The sequence below is a fragment of the Microbulbifer sp. HZ11 genome, from assembly GCF_000708675.1.
Lineage (GTDB): Bacteria > Pseudomonadota > Gammaproteobacteria > Pseudomonadales > Cellvibrionaceae > Microbulbifer.
On record NZ_JELR01000002.1, the window covers coordinates 1,335,634 to 1,357,330 of the forward strand.

Genomic DNA, 21,697 nt, shown 5'->3' on the forward strand with positions numbered 1-21,697 from the left:
GATTGGTTGACAATTATTTTTGACCAATTTAGTCTGGCCCCATAATAACTCCGCGATGCCATATAACGCCCCGAGATGGTGCAACCGGGCAGGCCTTTCGCGAAAACAAAAATCTAATAAAACATTCAGGTGATCATGAGAACTTCAGGAATCAAACCATTACTGGCTGCCGCACTGCTTACCTGCGGGCAGGCCTCCCTGTTCTGCGTCCAGGCATCCGCCGAGGAGTACCTGGTCCATAACCCGCAGGAGTACGCGAAGGTTGCCAAAGACCTCGAGGCCGGCGACACCGTGGTACTGGCTAATGGCACCTGGAAAGATTTTGAAATCCTATTCACCGGTGAAGGCAAAAAAGAGCAACCTATTACGCTGACTGCGGAAGAAAAGGGTAAAGTCGTCCTTAGCGGCCAGTCCAACCTACGCCTGGCGGGCGAATATCTGGTGGTTTCCGGCCTGGTATTCAAAGACGGCTACACGCCGAGCAGCGAGGTAATCTCCTTTCGCCGCAACAAAGACCACTTGGCCAATAACTCCCGTGTGACTGAAGTGGTGATCGAGGACTTCAGCAAGCCGGAGCGTATGGACTCCGATTACTGGGTGAGCATTTACGGCAAGAACAACCGTTTCGATCACAGCCACCTGTCGGGCAAGCGCAACAAGGGTGTGACCATGGCGGTGCGCCTGAACACCGAAGCGAGCCAGGAAAATCGTCACCGCATTGACCACAACTACTTCGGTCCGCGTCCGGTCCTGGGCTCCAACGGCGGTGAGACCCTGCGTATCGGCACCAGCCACTACTCTCTGACCGATTCACTGACGGTGGTCGAAAATAATTTCTTCGACCGCTGCGACGGCGAGGTGGAAATCATCTCCGTCAAATCCGGCAAAAATATTCTGCGTAACAACACCTTCTTTGAATCCCGCGGCACCCTGACCATGCGTCACGGTAACGGCAACCTGATCGAAGGCAATGTGTTCCTGGGCAACGGCGTGGACCACACCGGCGGTATTCGTGTGATCAATGCGGACCAGGTGATTCGCAACAATTATCTCGAGGGTCTCACAGGCTATCGGTTTGGGAGTGGGTTCACCGTGATGAACGGTGTTCCCAACTCTCCCATCAATCGCTACCACCAGGTAGTGAACGCGAAGATCGAGAACAACAGCTTTATCAATGTGGAGCATATCCACCTGGCCGCAGGCAGTGACCAGGAACGCAGCGCGACGCCGCAGGACTCCACTATTGCCGACAATATTTTCTATACCGAGAGCGGTAAGTCCCCTTTCTCCATTTTTGACGACATCTCCGGCATTACCTTCGCCAACAACGTTTCCAATGGCTTTGTGGATAAGAAGATTCACGAAGGTATCGATAAAGGCGTGGGCAAACTGAAGCGTGCCGACAACGGCCTGCTCTACCCGACCGATAAGTCTGTAGCGAATAAGGGCGCGAGCAAAGACCTGGTGGTTACCACCAAGGAAATGACCGGCGCCTCCTGGTATCCCAAATCGGAACCGGTTACCCCATTCGACAGCGGCAAGTCCATCAGCGTGCGACCCGGAGAGAATACTCTGTTCGACGCCATTGCCCGTGCGGCGGATGGCGACACACTGGTACTGGAAAACGGCGTCTACAACGCAACCAAGCGCCTGGATATCAACAAGACCCTGACCATCAAGGCAAAAAAACACGGCAAGGTTACCCTGACCAGCGGACGCCCGGTGATGTTTGAAATTCAGGACGGCGGCAGCCTTTCCCTGGATGGCCTGGTCATTTCCGGAGCGAGCAGCCCGGATAATGCCGGTAATATCCTGATTCGCACAGCGGTTTGGGGCATGCTGAAAAACTATCGCTTTTCCATGACCAATAGCCGGGTAGAAAACCTGGATATCAATCACTCCTACCACTTCTTCGATTCTGGCCTGCGTGCATTCGCCGATACCATTACTCTGACCAACAATCACTTCGAGAACATCACCGGTGATCTGCTCAAGCTGAATAAAGAGACCGATGATCTTGGCGTATACAACGCGGAGTACGTGATCGTTACCGGTAATACCTTTAACAAGGTACAGGGAGCACTGGTTGATCTGTACCGCGGTGGTACCGACGAAAGCACCTTCGGCCCGCATATAGATTTCAGCGATAACACCGTTACCAAATCCGGTAAAGGAAAGCGCAACAAAGCGCAGGCACTGATCAAGCTACATGGGACCCAAGTCGCCAACATCCACGACAACCGCATTGAAGATAGCGCGGGTATTCTGGTGGAGCACACCGTGGGTGAGCCGGTCACACATATTGCCAACAACCAGTTCTTCAAGGCCCCGCTGCCGGAAATCACTGAATTGGTGGCGGAGGGCCCGCATACCGCAGTCCTCGCCAACAATGAAGTGAAGAACTGAAGAAAAGAAGAAGCGACATCATGTTTGGCACTCCAGCTTTAAAATCGCGTAAATCCCTTGCCGCCGGTATTACACTGGCGGCAGGTCTGTCCACAGCCCTCTTGGCGCTGAATCCCCTGACTGCATTTGCCGCCGATCATCCCAACCTGGTGATTAGCGCTGCCGATATAGACGCCATGCAGGGCGCGGTTGAACAACCCGGCCGTTTTCGCAACACTTTTCTCAGCACTCAGTCCGCGGTAGATCGCGCACTGGAATCGCCTGTTGCAGTTCCAGTACCTGCCGATGCCGGCGGTGGTTACACCCACGAGCAGCACAAAAAAAATTACCAGCTGATGTACAACGCTGGTGTGCTGTACCAAATCACCCAAGAGGCAAAGTATGCCGAGCGCGTACGGGATATGCTGCTTGCCTACGCAGACATGTATCCCACGCTGCCATTACACCCCAAGCGTCGCCCGGGGGCCGACAACCCCGGCAAGCTGTTCTGGCAGAGCCTCAATGAAGCGGTTTGGCTGGTGTACACCATTCAGGCCTACGATCTGATTCGTCCATCTCTCTCACGAGAGGAAGCGAATAAAATTGAACAGGGCGCTCTGCGCCCGGTCGTCAAATTTCTCTCAGTTGATTCGCCAAAAACCTTCAACAAGGTACATAACCACGGTACCTGGCTCACTGCCGGCGTCGGTATGGCCGGCTATGTTCTGGATGAGCCGGAGTGGGTAGAGCAGGCGCTGCTGGATCTGGATAAATCCGGTAAGGGTGGCTTCCTTCGCCAGCTGAGCACCCTGTTTTCTCCCGATGGCTACTATAACGAAGGCCCCTATTATCAGCGCTATGCGCTGATGCCGTTCGTCACCTTTGCAAAAGCCATCGAGAATAATGAGCCGGAGCGGGGAATTTTCGAGTATCGCGACGGTATCGTGATGAAAGCCATCGATACCACCATCCAGCTCAGCTACAACAATCTGTTCTTCCCAATCAACGATGCCATCAAGAGCAAGGGGATCGATACCTCGGAATTGGTATTGGGTGTGACCATTGCCTACGGCGAATCCGGCGACCCGCAATTTCTGGATATCGCAGCGCGACAGGATCAGATTCTGCTGACCGGTGACGGTCTCAAGATTGCCGAGGCACTGGATGCTGGACAGCAGCAACCATACGAATTCAAATCCTTTGCTTTCCGCGATGGTAAAGATGGCGACGAAGGCGCGCTGGTGGTTCTGCGCCAGCAGGTCAATGGCGACCAGGCGTTGGTATTCAAGCCCGCTGCACAGGGAATGGGACACGGCCATTTCGACAAACTGTCCTGGCAGTTTTACGATCGCGGCGCGGAAATCGTCACCGATTACGGTGCGGCCCGCTTTCTGAATGTGGAAGCCAAAAATGGTGGCCGCTATCTGGAAGAAAATGAGACATGGGCCAAACAGACCGTTGCTCATAATACGGTAGTGGTCGACGAAACCTCCCACTTCGATAACAACCTGAAAGTAGCCAATCAGAATCACCCGGAGCTGTTGTTTTTCCACGCGGACGATCAGGTCAAGATCAGCGCTGCGGCAATCGATTCCGCCTACCCGGGTGTTACCCTCAAGCGTACCCTCGCACTGGTCAACAATCCGGACAACGGCAGCACCTTCGCCATTGACGTGTTTGATGTGGAGTCCCGTAAAAAACACCAACTGGACCTGCCAGTGCACTACAACGGCCAGCTTGTGGATACCAACTTCAAGCTTCAGGGCTTCACCGACAGCCTGCGAGCACTGGGTAAAGACAATGGTTACCAACACCTTTGGCTGAAAGCCAACGCAAAGCCGGCAAATGGTCTGGCCCAGGTCACCTGGCTGAACGATAACGGCCGCTTTTACACTCAGTCCAGTCTGGTAGACGGTAATACCGAACTTCTATTTACCGAGCTCGGTGCCAACGATCCCAATTTTAACCTGCGTGCTGAAAAAAGCTTTATTGCGCGGCGGGATAACACAGATAAGCACACGTTTATCAGCATTCTGGAGCCCCACGGTGAATATAACCCCTCCAAGGAATTCACCCTCAAGGCTGAAAGCCAGGTAAGCGCCCTCAGTCATCAACGCACCGGTGACCTGGAGCTGATTGCGATCGGCGGTAAAAACGGCACTACACAGTTACTGGCGTATAACCGCAATAACGACGTGGACGATTCGGTTGAAAACCGATTTGAATTCGGCGGCAGTGAATACTACTTCAACGGCCGTGCCAAGCTCTTTCAGATTAAAAATTGAGGAAGGCAAAAACGCTATGCCCGCAACTGATGCATTTGTTCAGGCCCAGGATGTTGAAGTCGAGGATCTCGGCGGCGGTATCAAGCGGCAGATTCTAGGCCACGACGACAACCTGATGGTTGTGCGTGTGTGGTTTGAGGAAGGCAGTATCGGCTACGTACACAAGCACCCGCACACTCAAGTGAGCTACGTCGAAAGTGGCGAGTTTGAAGTGCAGGTGGATGGCCGTAAAAAACTGCTGAAAGCTGGCGACAGCTTCTACATTGCACCACATCTGGAACACGGTGCCGTGTGTAAAAAGGCCGGAGTGCTGCTCGATACCTTCAGTCCCTACCGGGAAGACTTTCTGCAAAGCTAAACAGGACAATAATAATGAAGAACTTACGCTGGACCATTGTGTCCCTGGTGGCCCTGGCCACCATCATTAACTACATCGACCGCACTGCACTCTCGGTTATGTGGCCTGGGGTTTCCGAAGACCTTGGGATGGACAGTCATGACTATGCCAACATCATGAGTGTATTCCTGATTGCGTACGCGATCGGTCAGGCGGTATTTGGGCGCGTGTTTGATGCCATCGGTACCCGCCTCGGCTTTATGCTGTCGATCGTGGTCTGGTCTGTGTCCATCGCGCTGCACGCCCTGGCCACATCCGTGACCTCTTTCAGTATTTTCCGCACCCTGCTGGGCTTCGGTGAAGCCGGTAACTGGCCCGGGGCCACCAAGGCAAATGCCGAATGGTTCCCCGCCAAAGAGCGCGCTCTTGCCCAGGGTATATTCGGCGCAGGTGCCTCTGCCGGCAATATCATCGCTCCCCCGCTGGTCGCCTTCCTGTATGCGTTTATGGGTTGGCAGGCAACGTTTATCGTTATTGCCCTGCTCGGTTTTATCTGGCTGGTGCCCTGGCTGATCATCTACAAGAGCGGCCCCGACGCACACCCTTGGATCACTCCGGAAGAACGCGAACTGATTCTGTCTGGTCAAATTGCTCCTGAAAAAGATGGAGATGAGTATGTTCCTACGCTGCGGGAATTACTGTCACACCGTCAGAGCTGGAGTGTGATTTCTGCGCGATTCTTCATCGAGCCGATCTGGTGGCTGTTCGTAGCCTGGCTACCGCTGTACCTCAACGACAAGTTCGGCTTTGACGTGAAAGCAATCGGCGCATCCGCATGGATTCCTTACTGCGGTGCCGCAGCCGGTGCTCTGTTTGGTGGCTGGTTGTCCGGCAAGCTGATGAGCAGCGGTTGGAGCGTGAACAAATCCCGTAAGTTTGCCGTGCTGGTTGGTGGCTGCTGTATGCTGCCGGCACTGCTGGCCACTACTGTCGCGGCAACACCCGCTGCGGCGCTGGCCCTGATTACCGTGATCCTGTTCGGCTTCCAGGCCGCCATTAACAATATCCAGACGCTGCCCAGTGACTACTTCTCTGGCAAGAGCGTTGCCAGCCTTGCCGGCATCAGCGGCGCGGTTGGTGTGATCAGTGTGATTACTGCTATCCAGTTGGTACCGATCATTACCAACGATGGCACCTATTACCCGCCCTTCTTCATTCTCGGTGCTTCTTTGGTACCGCTGATGTTGATCTCGGTTCTGTTTGTTGGGGGACGTATCGCACCGGTGCGTAGCAAACAGGAAAAGAAGCAACTCGCTGAAGCAGCGAGCTAACACAAACCTGAAAAACTCTTCGATCAAAAGTCGGAATTCAAAATTACAGTTAGGAGTAACTATGAAACTTCAAGGTAAAGTAGCCATCGTCAGCGGTGGGGCGCGGGACATCGGTAAAGCGGTTTCCCTGAAACTGGCAGCAGAAGGCGCCAAGGTGGTCGTGAACTACTTCAGCAACGCGCAAACCGCCGAAGAAACTCTGGCGGAAATCAAAGCGGCCGGTGGCGAAGCCATCATTGCCAAAGGCGACATGACCAAACAGGCCGACGTTGAAAGCGTTGTAGCAGCCGCACAGGAAGCCTATGGTAAAACCATCGACGTGCTGGTAAACGTTGCCGGCGGTCTGGTAGAGCGCAAAACCATTGAAGAAATGGATGAAGATTTCTTCAATAAGGTGATCGCCCTGAACCTGAACAGCACCTTCCTGCTGACCAAAGCCGTTGTTCCGCACATGGACGGTGGTGCCATTGTGAACCTGGCCTCCCAGGCTGGCCGTGATGGCGGTGGCCCCGGTGCTTCTGCCTACGCCACCTCCAAAGGTGCGGTAATGACTTTCACCCGCGCCATGGCGAAAGAGCTGGGCCCGAAAAATATTCGCGTCAACTCTCTGTGCCCGGGCATGATCAGCACCACCTTCCACGATACCTTCACCAAAGATGCGGTACGCGCAAACGTGGCCAACGCCACCCCGCTGAAACGTGAAGGTAAGGCGCCGGAAGTGGCTGACGCCGTTGCTTACCTGGCCTCTGATGAAGCTTCCTTCATCACCGGAACCAACATCGACATCAACGGTGGCCTGTTCTTCTCCTAAGGGAGAAGACACCGATACTCAGATTTTTGAGGTAAATAGGCGGAAACCATGCACAAGCGCATAGCAGTCATCGGCGAATGTATGCTGGAAATGAACCTGGACAGCGACTGTCGCAGTCATCACAGTGAGCGCCGCCTGAACGCAGGGCTCTCGTTCGGTGGTGACACCTTGAATACAGCACTGTATATGTCCCGGCTCGGCACCAGCGTCGATTATGTGACTGCGCTAGGTGATGATCACCTGAGTGACTGGATGATCCGCCAATGGCAGGCGGAAGGTATCGGCTGTGATCTGGTAAAGCGTGAGGCGAATGCAACGCCCGGGCTTTACCTGATCGAGACCGACGCCACGGGTGAGCGGACTTTCCACTACTGGAGAGATCGCGCACCCGCTAAACGCCTGCTGGATAACCCGCAAGCGGCCAGGCAGTTGTTCGAGCAACTAAAACAGTTTGACGCGGTTTATCTATCCGGTATTTCCCTCGCCATCCTCTCGCCCTACGGGCGCGAGTGCCTATTCGATTTTCTGGCGGAATTCCGCCAGGGCGGTGGGCAGGTTATTTTTGATGGTAATTACCGACCGCGATTGTGGGGCAGTGAAACACTGACCCGTAAAGCCTACGAGCAGATATTACGCTTGACCGATATTGCCCTACCCACCTTTGAAGACGAACAGTTGCTGTTTGCGGACAAGGATACCGATGCTGCGCTGGCACGTATTCGGGAATGGGGTGTCGGTGAAATTGTGTTGAAACTCGGCGGCGATGGCTGCCTCGTGGTTCAGCAGAACCGCGATCCCAAGCTGATTCCAGCAAATAAAGTGGTACCGGTAGATACTACCGCGGCCGGGGACTCATTCAATGCCGGCTATCTGGCGAGTCGTCTGTCGGGGGACAGTGCCGAAACAGCCGCTAAAAAAGGTCACCTACTGGCCAGTACGGTAATTCAATATCGCGGCGCCATTATTGCGCAAACTGCCATGCCGGAAGCTATACAGAGCGCATAAAATCTCTCGGTAATTTTAGTGACCATAAGCGGCTATTCAGCCGCTTTTTTTATATGTCAGTTAATTACCTTGTTTACTACCAGCCTCAGACATTACCGACCTATCAAACCAATTGGTTTTACCCTTGGGTATTTGATGAGTCGTTCATAGAAACAATTAAATTCCTTTAAAAATATTTTTTCACTGAAAAAACCTAAAAAACCCATATAAAACAATTATTTAATTGGGTTTTACAACAACCTATCTTACCAATATCGTTAACCAATATTATTGACAGGTTTTCTCGAACGCGTTTAACTCGCCATGCTGCGAGCTAATAAAAATAAAATCGTTCTTACAATGAGAGGAAACTGTTCGATGGATAACTATAAGAAGTTTAAGAAGTTCGATAAGCAGACCGCCCTGAGAGACCTCAGTGTGCTGATGCTATCCGCCTCCGCTATGGCATTTACCCCCATGACTTTTGCCCAGACCGACGATGCCGCACTGGAAGAAGTCTCTGTTACGGGTATTCGCGCCAGTCTTGAAGCCGCCGCCGACGCGAAACGTGACGACGCCCGTGTTGTCGACGCCGTGGTTGCGGAAGATATCGGTAAACTCCCCGACAACAACATTGCCGAAGCACTGCAACGGGTAACCGGGGTTTCTATTAACCGCGAGTTTGGTGTGGGTTCTGCGGTATCCATTCGCGGCCTTACCCAGAACCGTGTTGAAGTGAACGGTCGCTCCGTACTTGGCGACACCCGTAGCGGCATCGACTTCCAGGATTTCCCCGCTGCATTCCTGCAGAAAGTGGAAGTAGTTAAGTCGCCGACACCTGAAATGACCGAAGGCGCTCTCGGCGGCACCATCAGCCTGAAAATGGCGCGCCCGCTGGACCTGAACGCGCCGCTGGCAGCCGTCTCGGTGCAGGGCGAATATGCCGACAAAGCGGAGAACTGGGCCCCGATCATCAGCTCCGGTGTGGGTAACAACTGGGATCTCGGTGATGCCGGTACCTTCGGTGTCATCGCGTCACTGGCTTATCAGGACCGCACCCTGCGCCGCGACGAATCCCTGGTACAGCTCGCAGTAGGCCCCGTAGAAGGCCTGGGCCCGGCCCAAAACACCCCGAGCGGGAACTATGTGTACGCCCGCGAGCACACTTACAATCCCCGTACCGAAGATCGCGAGCGCACCGCACTGAACCTCGCGTTCCAGTGGGCCCCCGCCTCTGAACAGGGTCAGTTCTATCTGGATCTGAACATGGTTGAGCGCGACGGTGCGCAGGAAACCTTCTCCCTGCTGCATATTCTCGACGATCCGACCGTGATTCCCGGGGAAACCTACGAGGACGGAAACGGCCAGCTGCAAAACTTCATGTACGACGAAGTTCAGCCGCTGATGACCACCGGCTCCAGCTTCCGCCAAAGTGATTCCTTCAGCCACGCCTTTGGTGGCGAGTGGAACTTCACAGAGAAATTAAGCGTAAAGGGGGAATTCTCTATCGCTGAATCTGACAGCTACATTCCGTTCTCCGAGTTCCGTTTCCGCGGTATCGATCGCTCTCTTGAAGGTCAAGGGGCCGAAGGTGAGAACAAATGGCTGGTCCCGGTAACCTACCGCGGTAACGATAGCGGAGCGCCGGTTGTCGACTTCGCCGACGGCTACGTATTTACCGATCAGCAGAATCAGGCCTTCCGCCGCTACGAAGACACCCGTGATTACATCAAAAACAACGAAAATGCGTTCCGTTTTGATGTGGAATACGCGGAACCCTTCGGACTCGATTGGGTAAGCGCAGTTAAATCCGGTGTGCGCGTAACCACCCGCGACTACGAGCAGAGCCGCGAGCAATTCCGTATCACCAACATCTTTAAAGATCTGACCGATGCAGACGGCAATCCCGATATTATCTGGATGGAAGATGTTGTTGCCCAGTTCCCCAACGCGATGACCGACTACGACTTCACTGGCGATGCCTTCGAGCACTCCGGCCGTGCCGGCGCCTATGATCTCGCGAAGTTCACTGCCTACGATGCCAAGCTGTTGCAAGATCAGCAGGCTACCTTTGATATTGTCAAGCAGTTGCTCGCCGGTACCAATATGGCGATTAATGGCAGCCTGGCGGACAACCTCGAGTATCAGGAAGGCGGCTACTCCGAAGTTAACGAAGATACCTCTGCGGTCTACGTTCAAGCGGAGTTGGACTTCGGTGACGTTCGTGCCGTTGTTGGTGGCCGCTACGTAGGAACAGAGATAAGCTCAAGTGCCTACCAGGAAGGTGAGATCGTTTCCGATAGCAGCAGCTACAACGACTTCTTACCAAGCCTGAATGTGACCTGGGGACTTACCGATGATACCCAGCTGCGTTTTGCGGCCGCAAAAGTAATGCGCCGTGCGGACTTCAATGAGTTGAGCCCGGCATACTCCTACCGCGATGCCTACATTGCTGCCAGCCGCGGTAACCCAGATCTTGAGCCGTATCGTGCAACCCAGTACGACATCGCCGCCGAGCACTACTGGGACAACAACATGGTTTCTGCCACCCTGTTCTTTAAGGACGTGGAATCCTTCTTGACCCGCACCTACGAGTGTGAGAACCAGCCAGATGTCGTCAGCACCAAAACCAACGTGTCTGACTACGATAAAATCTGTTTGTGGCAGGCAAACGGCATCCAGTACGCCAACGAAAACACCCCGATATCCGAGATGGGTATTCTGACCGACTTCATCACCAACGGTGAGAACGGCAAGATTCAAGGTCTCGAACTGGGTTATCAGCAGGCGTTCGACTTCCTGCCGGGCCGTTGGTCTGGACTGGGTATCAGTGCCAACTACACCTACGCAGATAGCGAAAATCCCGACGGCACTCCGCTGGAAGATATTTCCAAGAACACCTTCAACACTCAGCTGTATTACGAGTATGAAGGTCTGGGAATCCGTCTGGCATACACCTACCGCGACCGTTTCCTCGACAACGAAGAGACCAAGCGGGTGCTGCCACTGGGTGAGCTGGTTCTGGCCGGCGCTTCACAGGACGATGACCCGACTCTGGGTAACGACTACCGTGAAGATCTCGCGCAACTGGACCTCTCTGCCAGCTACGACATCAACGACAATATCACCGTTATCGGCAATGTTGTGAACCTCACTGGTGAACCCACCATTAACACCGGTACCAACGGCAGTGCATTCCAGATTATGGAAAATGACCGCCGCTTCGTATTGGGTGTACGCGCCAAGTTCTAATCTGGTGCAAGGGCCGGCGGCGCTCCGTCGCCGGCCCTCCTGCTCTTACCAAATATCAAGTTAAACAAAAATACACCGTACCAACGGCGGCTTCGCTGTGGACGAAAATTACAACGAGTATAAAAAGAGAGAAACAGCAGCAGTCGGTATCGCTGCGCCCCCAAGCCATTAGAGCACCCAAAAAATAAAGAGGGTTCAATGAAAAGCAGTAAAAAAACCTTAGCGATGAAAATCAGTTGCGCCGCCGCACTGTCGGTCTGTATGGCCGGTGCCAACGCATCTATTCAAAACCCCGGATTTGAAAGCGACTGGGACAGCTGGAGTGACTCTGACCCTTCCGCTGTTTCTGGCGTTGCCCATAGTGGTAGCAAGTCCGCAAAAATTTCCGGTAGCGGTGGCAAGGTGGAACAACAGGTTTCCGTCAGCCCTAATACTAACTATCGCCTGACAGCCCATATCAGCGGTGCGGGTACCATCGGCGCCGTGGTAAACGGCACTACCTACGACAGCAGTATCAGTAATGGCGACTGGGATCAGTTGCAAGTGGACTTCAATTCCGGCAGCGCCAGCAGCATTACCGTATTCGGCACCTACAACGGCAGCGAAGGCCGCTTCGATACCTTTGCGCTTGAACATCTCGGTGGCGGTTCGTCATCAGGTAGTTCATCGAGCAGTTCGTCCGGCGGATCTTCCGGCGGTAGCGCCTGCGCCTCCGGCAGTAATCTCCCGGTGGCATCCGCCACTGACGACGGCAGTAATGATGGCCACGGTCCAGCAAACGTTGTTGACGGTAGCCTGGCGGACGAGTCGCGCTGGTCTTCCCAGGGGATCAAATGGATCACCCTGGACCTCGGTAGCGAGAAAACCGTAGAAGGCGTGGATATCGCCTGGTTTAAAGGGGATCAGCGCTCCAGCTTCTTCACTGTGGAAACCTCCACCGACAACAGTAACTGGACGATGGTACTTTCCGGCGGGCAATCCAGCGGCAACAGTGCAGACATGGAAAGCTATGACGTTGCCGATACCAACGCGCGTTACGTGCGCGTTACCGGTAGCGGTAACTCCGCCAATAGCTGGAACAGCATGCTGGAGATGGATGTCATCGGCTGCGGTGAGGGCGGTAGCGGGTCCAGCTCCGGTGGTTCGTCATCCAGCTCCTCGTCCAGCTCCAGTGGCGGTTCAAGCGGTGGCTCGGGCTCTGGAGGCTCAAGCTCCGGTGGTAGCCTCGACCCGGATCTGCCCCCTTCCAGTAACTTCGACCTGAGCGCCTGGTACCTCAGCGTACCCAGCGACAACAATGGAGACGGAAAGGCGGACTCCATCAAAGAGAACGAGCTGAACAGCGGCTACGCCAATAGCAGTTACTTCTATACCGCAGATGATGGCGGTATGGTATTCCGCTGCCCGATTGACGGGTACAAAACCTCTTCCGGTACTTCTTATACAAGAACCGAACTCCGCGAGATGCTGCGCCGTGGCGATACCAGTATTGCCACCCAGGGCGTGAATAAAAACAACTGGGTATTTGGCTCAGCGCCTTCATCTGCCCGCGATGCAGCAGGTGGTGTGGATGGTGTGCTACGAGCGACCCTCGCGGTCAACCACGTTACCACCACCGGCGACAGCGGTCAGGTCGGGCGCGTCATTGTCGGCCAGATTCACGCCAACGACGACGAACCACTGCGTCTGTACTATCGCAAGTTGCCCGGTAATAGTAAGGGTTCTGTGTACATCGCACACGAGCCCAACGGTGGCAGCGATAGCTGGTATGAAATGATTGGCAGCCGCTCCAGCAGCGCCTCCAACCCGTCTGACGGAATCGCGCTGGATGAAATCTGGAGCTATGAAGTCAAGGTGGTAGGCAACACCCTCACCGTCACCATCATGCGCGATGGTAAAGATGATGTCGTGCAGATTGTGGACATGAGCAACAGCGGATACGACGTATCCGATCAATACCAGTACTTCAAAGCCGGCGTGTATAACCAGAACAACACTGGCAATGGCAGTGACTACGTCCAGGCAACCTTCTATGCCCTGGAGCAGTCGCACGATTAACTGCCAGGATAAACTTTCCCCGAGCGCGTGATGCGGGTGGCTCTTACCCCCAAAAGGTAGTTTTAAGGAAGGGGTCACTCAGCGGAAGCTTCCCGGAGCGGTGTCGTTTCATCTCCGCCGCTCCGGGCTTTTTGGTTTATAGACGTTCAACTTTTTAATCAACAATACAAGGAACCCCACCGGTGTCTATCTGGAAACTTCACGCGGTATCGAAGCCAGCTCTCTGCCGAATTTTATTCGCCAGTATTTTCAGTTTAGGCTTAGCCGGTTGCGGCAGTGACAACTCTGAGCCGAATCACACCGACGCCGGAGCGAGTAGTTCGTCTTCCAGCTCATCATCAGGGTCTTCTTCGAGCTCTTCTTCAGGTTCGTCATCCAGCTCCAGTGGTTCTGGTGGCGGTTCAGGTAGTGGGCTGGACCCAATGCTCCCGCCCTCCAGCAATTTTGACCTGGCGGCCTGGTATCTCAGTGTACCGACTGACGATGACGGCAATGGACGCGCCGACTCTATCTACGAAGCTGAATTAAACAGCGGCTACGGAAACAGTAATTATTTCTACACCGGCGAAGATGGCGGTATGGTATTCCGCTGCCCCATCGCCGGCTTCAAAACCTCCACCAATACCTCATATACCCGCACCGAATTGCGCGGCATGCTGCGCCGTGGCGATACCAGTATCAGCACGCAAGGAGTAAACAAGAACAACTGGGTATTCAGCTCCGCTCCCATCGCTGCCCGTGAAACCGCCGGTGGCGTAGATGGCGTGCTGCGTGCAACCCTCGCTGTCAACCACGTCACCACAACCGGGGACAGCGGCCAGACAGGCCGCGTCATCGTCGGCCAGATCCACGCCAACGACGACGAACCTCTGCGCCTCTACTACCGCAAACTGCCAGACAACAGCAAGGGCAGTATCTACATCGCTCACGAAATCAAAGGCGGTGATGACACCTGGTACGAAATGATCGGCAGCCGCTCCAGTAGCGCATTAAATCCGGAAGACGGAATCGCGCTGAATGAAATTTTCAGTTATGAAATCAGGGTCGAGGGCAACACACTCACCGTCACTATTTTCCGCGAAGGGAAAGACGATGTGATTCAGATGGTCGATATGAGTGAAAGCGGCTATGACACCGAGGATCAATATATGTACTTCAAGGCTGGGGTGTATAACCAGAATAATAGCGGGGATGACAGCGACTATGTGCAGGCGACTTTTTATGCACTTGAGAACAGCCACACTGAATACGAAGACTAAATATTCTTCTCACGCCATCCTGGGCTAATAAGATCCGTGCTGCTGCGCAAAGTATTAACTTGTGTTTTTTTCGGCTTGCTTCCGATAGTAGGTGTGGTACTGATTCAACTGGAGTTCTCACAAGTACACATTTCTACGTGGGGCTACGTGAATCTTGCACTGTCACTGGTATTTGTATATCTGTATTTATCAGATAATTTTCAACCGGCAAAATATTTCTCGGTAGCGTTATTTATTTCGATGTTGTTGGACTCATCCTTTTTGCCGCATCAGTGGTCGCTCGCTGTCACAGTAAAGCTAGCTCTACTGTCGATATGTCAAGCCGTCGCTTTCCTGCTGATTTATATATTTCTGTTTCCTATTGACCGTCAGGACAAGAAATAAACCATTATCCAATTTCTGCCCCGGTAGAATCTGGGCCTACTTTATCTTGTTAGGCAGTAAGATTTCTTGTGTACCTTTATTGAGATAGTAATTTATACACTTGGCTTATCGACCGGGATACTCATTGGCTGGCACTCCGTTCGCCGAATTAAGACACCATTCCAAAAAAGTTTGCAGCCATATCCATCATCGTCGTGAGTCTAGGTTTTAGTTTCTCCTTCAACATCGACGATCCAGCCTACAATCATTGCAGAGTTTTGGAAAAAGCAGATCTATCTACCGCCCTATACGTTTTTACATGTGCACTTATAGGCAACCTATTTATTGGATCTATATGTGCGATAGGGAAGGCTATGCTACCGAGAAAGCACAACGTTGACCGAGAAAACTTTGACCAAAATTCTTGAACCATCAAGATGGTCACGCGCTGGAACATTTCAACAAAGTCACATACAGGCATAAATCTATATGGCCTTTTCTGCATTTTTTATTGGTACAAGTTTATACAGCTTTATCTCCCATACACTTCTACATTATTATGCAACTGTTAGGTATTTGAAACATAGCCAGTCGAAGTTCATATCCTACCCAATAGGTTTCTTGCTCTTTATTGCGTTGTGCTTGACGCTTATATTTATTCCTTTGGCGGGTACCGAATGCACTTATGATACGATTTTTCTTCATTTTTCTAGTAATGCTTTTCTATTTCGCATCAATCCATGCAATCCGGGACGAGCCAGGCCGAAGTATGGCTGAATACTTTTGGATGCTCGAGACTTTCGGTGCGGTTTTATTTCTTTATTTTGCTGAATGGATTGCGCGCAAGCTGAGTAGAAAGAAATATTTTTGGTTTCTCAAATAGCCAATAGGCAGTATGCGAAGCAAAAGTGAAATTCGCACTTTGTAGCTTCAAAAATACTTAATGTGCGCAACCTAGATTTTGATTCGCAAAATACAGATGCCAGTGTAACCGTTTACGCAAGTAGCGGTTTAGTTGCAGGCACACATTGGGTCAGTTAGTGGATTTAGGGTCAAGCAAATTAACCCCTGCACTCATATACAAATCGTCATACATTAACCCTCCATTCCCATAGGGGGCGTCCAGCGGCCCGGTATTACAGTTCATTAGAAAGTGGGTAAGCGGAGCTTCCCGCTTCATGCGGAAATCCGCCTGTCGATAAACCTGGGTTTGCCGGGTAAACTCCCCACCCCGTACAAATACATCATAAGTTTGGCCGCCGAGGGACACTGGTGCGTTGTTCACTACATACCAGATTTCATACCACTCGCCGGGGCTCAGTGGTTTTGCTTCGGCGCGGCTTTCGAGATCGACAATATTTGCATATCCACCATCGACCTTGACCATCAGCGCGCCGGTGTTTACCAGACCAGAGGATTCTGTTTTGTCGGTCACCCGCAATGTGGCCTCGAAGGCGTTGTAGTCGTGCTGCTTTATACCTTCAGCATCCAGATTGCTGATCCCGAATACGTGATTATTGGGAAATGACTCCACCTTTATGCGAGAGTAAAAGGTGTAGACTTCACCGACTTCCACCGCGCGGGGCAGCCGCTTGAAAGTCAGTGCCTTGCGATTTCCCACTACGCCTTCAGCGGCAGGCTTTTTCAGCAGATATGCATTCTTTACGCCATTCTCTGACTCCACACGCCGCACCGTGATCTGTGGATTTTCCACGAGCGGTTCTGTTTCATTTTTGGTGTCTGCGAGCGTCCAGGCTGTGACGGCACCCTTTTCTTCGAAGTCGTCGATCAGGATCCAGTCAGCGTTTCGCGCCTGACTTTTAGACGCGATTACTAACACAAAGATAACCATTAAATCTTTCAGGATTTTCATATTCGCTCGTTTATTCATAACTTTTTCACGGCTCTCTTCAGCGCTCAGTACATGGATGATTATGAATCACTGACGATATTGGCGACAATATTTTTGCACGTGTAAGACCAATTATTTTGAACCAGTAGAGGGTATTTTTTATTGATAATTCCGCACAAACAGAAACCGTATTTTATGTGAAATAATTTCTTTATTTTTCATGCACTTACAACGCTCATTCTGCAGTCTTCTTTGCTTGATGGTATCACTGTTTCAACTTCTCAATTCTCCACAAAAATTGACATATTTTTAGCGCAGCCTTTAGCCTTCCGTCCGCATTTACAACGCTTGATTCGGCGTGTGATTGCGAAGCCCTAGAGCGCATTAAAATTTTTGCGTTCTTAAATAAATAAAAATACTCGGCACTGGTTTTTATAGATTGCCGTATCAGAGAGAAAACAATGATGCACATGTACAAATCAATGCTTGCCGGCATGGCACTGATAAGCGCGGCCGGGCTTGCCCAGGCGGCGACGATTCAGAACGCGGGTTTTGAGAACGGCTGGGAGGGCTGGACTGAAAAGGATCCGGCTGCTATTTCCGGCGTTGCTTACAGCGGTTCAAACTCGCTGAAAATTGGCGGAAATCCCGGTCGGGTCCACCAGGTGGTGAGCGTAAAACCCAACACCGAGTACACCCTCAGTGCTTATGTGAACGGCAAGGGTCAAATCGGTATCAATGACTTGAATGGCCTATTCAAGAACAAGAAATTTGATGTCGGTAGCTGGACCAAGGTTTCCCGCACATTCACAACCGCCAGCACCAACTCGCTACAGGTGTTTGCCAAGCACAATAACAATAGCAGCGACGTACGATTTGATAATTTCTCACTGGTAGAAACCGGTGGCACCACCACACCACCCAGTTCCGGTGGAACGAAAGTGCCGGCCAGTATTGCTCAGGGCACAATTTTTGACCTTGAAGGCAGTAGCCCCAATCCTCTGGTGGATGACTATACACTGGTCTTTCTTCCCCTGGAGGCCCGCTACACCTCACCAAATGGCAACGGCTGGCGTCACGAGTACAAGATCAAATCCAGCCTGCGGGTGGCCATGACAGACACCTATGAGGAGTTTTCGGCGAGAGTGAAAGTCGAGATGTCCGATGCGGGCAAGACCATCATCGCTCAGCACCATGCCAGCGACACGGGCACCATCATGAAAGTCTATGTTTCCGACTCCAGGGAGTCTGGCTTCTTCGACAGTGTGGCGGGCAACGGTGTGTTTGACGTCTACGTACGCCTGCGTAACACCAGTGGCAATGAAGAAAAGTATGCGCTGGGCACCATCAGAAGCGGAGATTCCTTTGATCTGAAGGTCCTCAATAATTACGGCGAAGTGTACGTGACCGCACTGGGAAGAAGCTTCGGTATTCCGGTAGAGGATGATTCGGAATCCTACTTCAAGTTTGGTAATTACCTGCAATCCCAGAACACCTACACCTTGGAAAACTGTGGGGAGTCCGGAAATTCCGGCTCTTTTGCCGATTGTTTTGACGATCTGGGGATCACCAAGTCCAAGATCACCATGACTGACGTCAGCTATATCCGTGTCACCAACTGAGCTTTGCAGATATGACCTGACCGCCATCCAAAGGCGGTCAGGGTCGCCGATATTCATCAAAATATTTCTGTGCAGATATTGCCCAAACCCGCAACCGGCGCTTTAATCGCACTATCTTTACAACCTTCCCGGCCATCCCGGCCTATCAGCTCCCCTCAAATGACCCAATCCTCACAGCCGACACCCTCAATCCGTCCCGCCGTCAGCACCGATCTCGATCAGCTGTGCGCACTGGAGGAGGCCAGCTTCGACGGCGACCGACTGAGCCGCCGGCGTTTCCGCCACTGGCTGAAAACCGAAAACCGCGTATTTCTGGTGGCAGAGCAGGAAGGCGCACTGCTCGGCTACGTGCTGGTATTGCTGCGTAGGGGAACCCGGCTTGCACGGCTGTATTCTCTCGCAGTGGGGCCTGCTGGGCGGGGCAAGGGGATTGGCAAGGCGCTGTTGAGCGCGGCGGAGGATGCGAGTAGCCGAAATGGCCGCCTGTATATGCGCCTGGAAGTGGCCGAGCAGAATACCGCCGCCATCGCCCTCTACCAACAGCTGGGTTACCGCACCTTCGGCAGTTATGCCAACTACTACGAGGACTCGGGTAATGCGCTGCGTATGCAGAAGCGCATCCGCTACCGCCCGGAGAATCTGCATACCGCAGAGGTGCCCTGGTACGGGCAGCGCACGGAGTTCACCTGTGGCCCGGCGGCGGCGATGATGGCGATGGCCGGACTGGATTCCAGTTACGAACCCAACGGCAGTGACGAGCTCACCCTCTGGCGGGAAGCCACCACCATCTTCATGACTTCCGGTCACGGTGGTTGCCACCCGATCGGCCTAGCGCTGGCGCTGCAGAAGCGGGGCTTTGACTGCGAGGTTTATCTGAATCTGACCGGTCCGTTGTTTATCAATGGTGTGCGCAGTGAGGAGAAAAAACGGGTGATCGAGCAGGTCGATACGGACTACCGGGAGCAGGCACAGGCAGCGAGTTTACCGGTGATTGCCGATGACTTTACTCAGGAGCAGTGCCAGCAATGGCTGGAAGATGGCGCGCTGGTTTTACTGCTGATCAGTACCTATCGCCTGGACGGAAAGAAGGTACCGCACTGGGTCACGCTGACCGGAATGGATGATATTTGCTTCTACGTGCACGACCCGGATGTGGACGACGAGGACAACCCGCTCGATAGCCAGTACTTGCCTATTGCGCGGGAAGATATTGCGCAGATGTCGAGTTTTGGCAGGGAGAAACTCCGCACCGCTGTGGTTGTCCGGAAAAGCTGAGCAAGTGCGGCAATTTCCTGGCAGCGATGCGGGGTTTAATAAGGTTATTATGGCCATCCTTGATGGTATGCACCTCGGGCGCCACCCCAGCTTCGCTCAATTCGTATACAAGTCCCCAAAAAAATCCCCCCGGTTCCAGCGGGGCTTCTCGTCGGCATCGGTCACTTCCCGCGCGATCGCGTAATTCACTTCCGCGAACTGCTGGGCGGCGATATAGCTGATCTGATCGTCGGCTTCGTCGCTGGGCCGGTGGTAACGGGTTTTGAGGAATTCGATCTGGGCGCTGGCACCATCGATCTCGTCATCAATGGCGTCGCGGCCGGTGATCAGGTATATCGCCGGTACGCCCTGGCGGACAAAACTGTAGTGGTCGCTGCGCACAAAAATCACCTGCTCCGGCATAGGGTCCGGGCTCACCTTGAGGCCGGCGCGCTTGACAGCGCGGGCGGCGGTTTTGCCCAGGCTGGAATGCTCGGCGCCGAAGGCGATCACATCCCGGAAGGGGTAGAGCAACATCGGCATATCCAGGTTGATATTGGCCACCATGGCACCCGGAGGTACCGGTGGATGTTGCGCGAAGTAGTCGGAACCGAGCAGCCCCTCCTCTTCGGCGGTCACCGCCACGAACAGGATGGAGCGGCGCGGAGCGCGGCCGGATTCCACAAACAGCCGCGCCACCTCCAGCATCACCGCTATACCCGCGGCATTGTCCTGGGCACCGTTGTTGATGAGATCGAGTGAGTTTCGGTCGCGGTTTATCAGCTCGTGGTTGCCCTCCTGTGCATCATGTCCGCCGTGCTCATCCTGGTTATCGACACCGATATGATCCAGGTGTGCGGAGAACACCACGTATTCATCTCGTAGGTCTGGGTCGCTGCCGGGAAGCAGGCCCACCACATTAGGGCTCAGTATTTTCTGGTGCTCGGCAGCACTGGTGAGGGTGGCGGTGTAAGGCAGTGGGAACCCCGCGGGAACCAGACCATTTTCCATCTCGGTAAAGATGGTATCGAGGCTGCGCGCGGCACCCATAAACAGCTGCTTGGCCGCCGGCATATCCAACAACACCCCTGGATGCAGACCGGGAATCGCATTTCCGGGAATTTCGTCCGCGCGCACCCAGTCAAAACTCGGGTTCTGCAGGTGTTCAACGGTGCGGGCAAACGGGCGACGAAATTCCCTCGCGGGTGTGTTGAGCGTGATATAGCCGACGGCGCCGTGTCGGGCAGCGGTTTCACGCTTTGTGCGACCGGAGGCGAAGTGGGCCCCCACTTCGTTCGGCAGGTGCTGGGGGCGCCCGTCCAGTATCACCACGATCTTGCCCTGCACGTCCAGGCCTGCGTAGTCGTCGAGCCCGAACTCCGGTGCCTCGATGCCGTAGCCCACAAACACCAGGCCGCCGCTGGTGGCGGTATCTTCGCTGATGGTGGGCGGCGAGGCGAGAAAGTCTGTACCCAGCTCAAAGGTGATGTCGCCCTCTCGGCTGTGCAGCATCAGGGTAGCCTGATGTTCCCCCTGTTGTGGCCAGCGCGCTTTGCGGAAAGGCACCTGCTGAAAGTAGTCGTTGCCAGTCACCGATACCAGGCCGAGGTGGGCGAAGCGGTCCGCCACATACTCTGCCGCCTGTTGATAGCCAGGGCTGCCGGTCTCGCGACCTAGCAGGCCATCGGCGGCGAGGTAATCCACGTCTACGCGCATCGCGGCGATGTTCGCGGCGGGAATCGCGTCGGGTCGCGACAGCGTATTGCAGGCGCTGATCAGGCCGGTGCAGAGGGCCGCGGTGAGCAGCGCGGAACGCGCGGTTTTGATTTTACGGGCAATACGGATATCGGAGAATTCGGCGCGGGGCATGCTGGACTCAAACCTGTTCTTGGAATCGGCGCCAG

At 53.6% G+C, this 21,697-nt stretch carries 13 protein-coding genes; 11 read left to right on the forward strand and 2 right to left on the reverse strand.

Features of this window, described 5'->3' with window-relative positions; translation table 11 throughout:
* The first annotated feature begins 135 nt into the window (after window positions 1-135).
* The 9 genes from AU11_RS13250 to AU11_RS13290 all read left to right on the forward strand — a co-directional run bounded on the left by AU11_RS13250 (window position 136) and on the right by AU11_RS13290 (window position 14,702).
* A complete protein-coding gene (locus tag AU11_RS13250) occupies window positions 136-2,406 on the forward strand; it encodes a chondroitinase-B domain-containing protein (RefSeq protein ID WP_043319800.1) in 2,271 nt (756 codons plus the stop codon).
* Between the two features lie 20 nt (window positions 2,407-2,426).
* Complete coding sequence (locus AU11_RS13255; protein WP_051687246.1) at window positions 2,427-4,670, forward strand: alginate lyase family protein; 2,244 nt, start codon at window positions 2,427-2,429, stop codon at window positions 4,668-4,670.
* Window positions 4,671-4,686: 16 nt separating this feature from the next.
* On the forward strand, window positions 4,687-5,028 hold the full coding sequence (locus AU11_RS13260) for a cupin domain-containing protein (protein WP_043319801.1): 342 nt from the start codon (window positions 4,687-4,689) through the stop codon (window positions 5,026-5,028).
* A gap of 14 nt (window positions 5,029-5,042) precedes the next feature.
* The gene (locus AU11_RS13265; protein WP_043319802.1) at window positions 5,043-6,338 is read left to right on the forward strand and encodes an MFS transporter; all 1,296 of its coding nucleotides are present in this window, start codon (window positions 5,043-5,045) and stop codon (window positions 6,336-6,338) included.
* A gap of 61 nt (window positions 6,339-6,399) precedes the next feature.
* A complete protein-coding gene (locus tag AU11_RS13270; RefSeq protein WP_043319803.1) occupies window positions 6,400-7,149 on the forward strand; it encodes an SDR family NAD(P)-dependent oxidoreductase in 750 nt (249 codons plus the stop codon).
* Window positions 7,150-7,197: 48 nt separating this feature from the next.
* Entirely contained in the window at window positions 7,198-8,154 is a 957-nt protein-coding gene (locus AU11_RS13275) for a sugar kinase (protein ID WP_043319804.1), read from the forward strand.
* Window positions 8,155-8,511: 357 nt separating this feature from the next.
* Entirely contained in the window at window positions 8,512-11,385 is a 2,874-nt protein-coding gene (locus tag AU11_RS13280; RefSeq protein WP_043319805.1) for a TonB-dependent receptor, read from the forward strand.
* 198 nt (window positions 11,386-11,583) lie between these two features.
* Window positions 11,584-13,443 carry a polysaccharide lyase family 7 protein gene (locus tag AU11_RS13285; RefSeq protein ID WP_231491910.1) on the forward strand — a complete coding sequence of 620 codons (1,860 nt, stop codon included), beginning with the start codon at window positions 11,584-11,586 and terminating at the stop codon, window positions 13,441-13,443.
* A 422-nt stretch (window positions 13,444-13,865) separates the two neighbouring features.
* Complete coding sequence (locus AU11_RS13290) at window positions 13,866-14,702, forward strand: polysaccharide lyase family 7 protein (RefSeq protein ID WP_081848110.1); 837 nt, start codon at window positions 13,866-13,868, stop codon at window positions 14,700-14,702.
* A 1,396-nt stretch (window positions 14,703-16,098) separates the two neighbouring features.
* On the opposite strand, the gene AU11_RS13305 is transcribed toward AU11_RS13290, so the two are convergent.
* The gene (locus tag AU11_RS13305; RefSeq protein ID WP_043319808.1) at window positions 16,099-16,938 is read right to left on the reverse strand and encodes a hypothetical protein; all 840 of its coding nucleotides are present in this window, start codon (window positions 16,936-16,938) and stop codon (window positions 16,099-16,101) included.
* 440 nt (window positions 16,939-17,378) lie between these two features.
* Here AU11_RS13305 and AU11_RS13310 point away from each other — a divergent pair, with 440 nt between their 5' ends.
* Complete coding sequence (locus AU11_RS13310) at window positions 17,379-18,539, forward strand: polysaccharide lyase family 7 protein (RefSeq protein WP_197023841.1); 1,161 nt, start codon at window positions 17,379-17,381, stop codon at window positions 18,537-18,539.
* Between the two features lie 159 nt (window positions 18,540-18,698).
* Window positions 18,699-19,814: a GNAT family N-acetyltransferase/peptidase C39 family protein gene (locus AU11_RS13315; protein ID WP_051687247.1), complete on the forward strand. Its 1,116-nt coding sequence runs from the start codon at window positions 18,699-18,701 to the stop codon at window positions 19,812-19,814.
* A 96-nt stretch (window positions 19,815-19,910) separates the two neighbouring features.
* Here the strand turns inward: AU11_RS13315 and AU11_RS13320 are convergent, their stop codons facing one another.
* Complete coding sequence (locus AU11_RS13320) at window positions 19,911-21,662, reverse strand: M28 family metallopeptidase (protein ID WP_081848111.1); 1,752 nt, start codon at window positions 21,660-21,662, stop codon at window positions 19,911-19,913.
* Between the last annotated feature and the right edge of the window lie 35 nt (window positions 21,663-21,697).